At 40.7% G+C, this 2,882-nt stretch carries 4 protein-coding genes; 3 read left to right on the top strand and 1 reads right to left on the bottom strand.

Annotated features, from left to right (window positions below; genetic code table 11):
- The first annotated feature begins 141 nt into the window (after nt 1-141).
- From K5677_RS02010 to K5677_RS02000, 3 genes are read left to right on the top strand one after another with little or no spacing between them, the layout of a single operon-like run.
- On the top strand, nt 142-864 hold the full coding sequence (locus tag K5677_RS02010; RefSeq protein ID WP_296724072.1) for a nucleotidyltransferase domain-containing protein: 723 nt from the start codon (nt 142-144) through the stop codon (nt 862-864).
- A gap of 28 nt (nt 865-892) precedes the next feature.
- Entirely contained in the window at nt 893-1,348 is a 456-nt protein-coding gene (locus tag K5677_RS02005) for a GNAT family N-acetyltransferase (RefSeq protein ID WP_296724070.1), read from the top strand.
- A gap of 15 nt (nt 1,349-1,363) precedes the next feature.
- Nucleotides 1,364-1,861 carry a methylated-DNA--[protein]-cysteine S-methyltransferase gene (locus K5677_RS02000; RefSeq protein WP_296724067.1) on the top strand — a complete coding sequence of 166 codons (498 nt, stop codon included), beginning with the start codon at nt 1,364-1,366 and terminating at the stop codon, nt 1,859-1,861.
- A gap of 134 nt (nt 1,862-1,995) precedes the next feature.
- Here K5677_RS02000 and K5677_RS01995 read toward each other — a convergent pair whose 3' ends face one another.
- Complete coding sequence (locus K5677_RS01995; protein WP_296724064.1) at nt 1,996-2,694, bottom strand: hypothetical protein; 699 nt, start codon at nt 2,692-2,694, stop codon at nt 1,996-1,998.
- Nucleotides 2,695-2,882 lie beyond the last annotated feature (188 nt).

Here is a 2,882-nt window from a genome sequence, read left to right as displayed (position 1 = left end):
TCAGGCAGATCTCTGATCTGTCTTTTCGTCATGCCGTTTTGCTGTAAGTATTAGCAGGAGTTTGTTCGCTTACATACAAACATACTCCTGCTTCTTTATCGTTTTCAGTTAGCTTAATGACATTACCGGCTTTGCCGGGGGATGCTTATTATCAAATCAAGAAACAGAAAAAACATATTGTTCAGGAGGCCAGATATGATCGATACAGCGTATTTGACAGATAAATTCATCTCAGCCTTGCAAAATACATTTCCCGATAAGGTATGTTTCGTTGGCTTACAGGGGAGCTATGCACGCGGAGAAGCAACAGAAAGCAGCGATATTGATTTCGTTGTTATTCTCGATCACCTTTCATGTGAAGATGTAAGACAATACCGAACTATGCTGGATGCCCTTCCGCACAGGGAATTATTCTGCGGATTTCTTTCTGATGCTGACGATCTCAGGAACTGGGAGGTATCAGATCTGTTCCAGTTTTATCATGATACGAAACCGATAATCGGGACTCTTGATGATATTATTCCGCCAATAACTGTTGATGATATCAGGCGGTCAGTCAGGATAGAAGTCTGCAATATTTACCATTCCTGCGTTCATAATCTGATATATGAAAAAGATCCCGCAATACTGAAAGGATCGTATAAATCCGCATACTTTGTGATACAGGCACTCTTGTATCTGCGATCAGGAGAATATATCGCACGTTTACAGGAACTTGTCAGCAAAGCGGAAGGCATCGAAAAGGATTTAATCTCTGCTTATATACAGATAAAAAACAGCGGCGTGTCAGATTTTGAAAGACTGTCAGACCTTATCTTTACTTGGGCGAAAAAACAGTTAAATCACCTGAACGAATGTATTTAAAAGCATATTCCGATATAAGGAGACTACTATGATCGAAACAGAACACTTGAAAATATACCCTGCCTCAAAAGAGCAGATGGAAGTATTTATAGAAACACAAACGGTTGATGTCCTTAAAGCTGCGTACACCGAAATGCTGAACGGTTGCCTTGAGCATTCCGAACAGTGGGATTGGTATGCGATATGGATGATAGAACTGAAAGACGGAACGCATATTGGTGAATTGTGTTTCAAAGGACTTTCTCCTGATGGTATCGCTGAGATAGGATATGGTATAAACGATGAGTATCAGGGATATGGCTATGCAAGCGAAGCCGTGAAAGCAGTATCTGAATGGGCTCTTAAACAGCCGAATGTTACAGCTCTGGAAGCCGAAACAAATGAAGATAATATATCTTCAAAACGAGTGCTTGATAAGTGCGGATTTATTCCTAACGGAACGATCGGCGAAGAAGGTCCGAGATATACACTTAAAAACATATGATAGAAGTAAGATATAATGAATAACATATTTCACTATATTTCACCCCTCGGCGGTATCACCCTCGCCAGTGACGGCGAAGCACTGACAGGACTATGGTTCGACGGGCAGAACCACTATCCAAATAAACTTGTTGAAGAAAGAACCAAGGCGGAGATGCCTATATTCACGCAGACCTGCACATGGCTCGATATTTATTTCAGTGGGAAGGTTCCCGATTATACTCCGCCGATCAGTATTCACACAACACCGTTCCGCAAGGCTGTATATGATATACTTCTGACTATACCTTATGGACAGACTATGACCTATGGTGGAATCGCACGTATCCTTGCAGAACGACAAGGAGTTGAGCGTATGTCAGCGCAGGCAGTCGGCGGTGCTGTCGGACATAATCCAATCGGAATTATCATTCCATGCCACAGAGTAATGGGGACAGACGGAAGGCTTACAGGATATGCAGGCGGACTGGATAAAAAGATAGCTCTGCTGAAACTTGAGAAGTACGAAATATAATGTAAAAGGCAGCCGTAATGGCTGCCTATCTTATTTGTTTCTGCTTAATATACAAGGTTACTGTACCCACAAATGGAAAAAATTTCATCATTTGTTATCTTTCACTTTTGATATATTCAAGGAATTTCCACGCCTCATCCGAATAAAACGGCATTCAGATACGATCTGATTATACGATAAGAACCGTCTCCCTTAAAGTCCAACTGGGGAATGAAAAGAGTACCAACAAAGAACGGGTGTCCTTTAACTTCAAATCCTCTAGTATATCCGTCTTCGTTTTGTGCTATGGCAGCAATCATATTACTATTTAAAAATATACTGTGATAGGCTTCATTAAATCCGTAATTACAACGGTATTCTCCGACAAATCTGTCTATACCTATTGATTGAGCCATGATTGAATCAGGATTTGATATCTTCAGTTGTTCTTTCTTATATACAAGAGAACACGGCAATCTTGCTATTACGGCATCTGAACATTCTTCATTGTTTTCTTCGGTGTCTGCTCCATACAGGCCTAACACATTACGTGCAAACTCAACGACCATATGTTGAAAACCGGCACAAGTCCCTAGTGAAGGAATGCCGTTCTCTCTCGCAAATTGCATTGTCGTCAGAACGTTCTTTGCATTCCTATAAGGGCTTCCCGGTGAGAACCAGAAACCATCAAACGATTTTAGATGTTCCGCGGAAGTGTCCAATTCATCACTCATGATCCATTGAACTTCAAGTTCAGCTTCTAATTCCTCTGATATATCTTTTATTGAATCCAATATGCGACAATGGCTTTCTTCTTTAGGATTATAGTCACCAATAACAGCTATTCTTTTCATTTGTACCTCATATATTCATACGCAACTATTAATCATTCTTATTCTTTTATCAAAGCATACATCTGTCAGAATCCCATAGCAGTCTTTGTTTCTTGCATTTTATCTGTTCCCAGCAGTTCTTCCAGAAGCATGAATGCCACAGCAGGTCCTGTTTGCGGACAGTATGAGGTTATGATATTATCGCTCCT

Source organism: Ruminococcus sp. (assembly GCF_024684275.1).
This window is presented reverse-complemented; position numbering and strand designations above follow the sequence as displayed.

What these genes read in the sequence shown, in the direction of transcription:
- K5677_RS02010 (WP_296724072.1), top strand. Translation starts at nt 142, where the DNA reads ATGCTTATTATCAAATCAAGAAACAGAAAAAACATATTGTTCAGGAGG.
- K5677_RS02005 (WP_296724070.1), top strand. Translation starts at nt 893, where the DNA reads ATGATCGAAACAGAACACTTGAAAATATACCCTGCCTCAAAAGAGCAG.
- K5677_RS02000 (WP_296724067.1), top strand. Translation starts at nt 1,364, where the DNA reads ATGAATAACATATTTCACTATATTTCACCCCTCGGCGGTATCACCCTC.
- K5677_RS01995 (WP_296724064.1), bottom strand. Translation starts at nt 2,694, where the DNA reads ATGAAAAGAATAGCTGTTATTGGTGACTATAATCCTAAAGAAGAAAGC.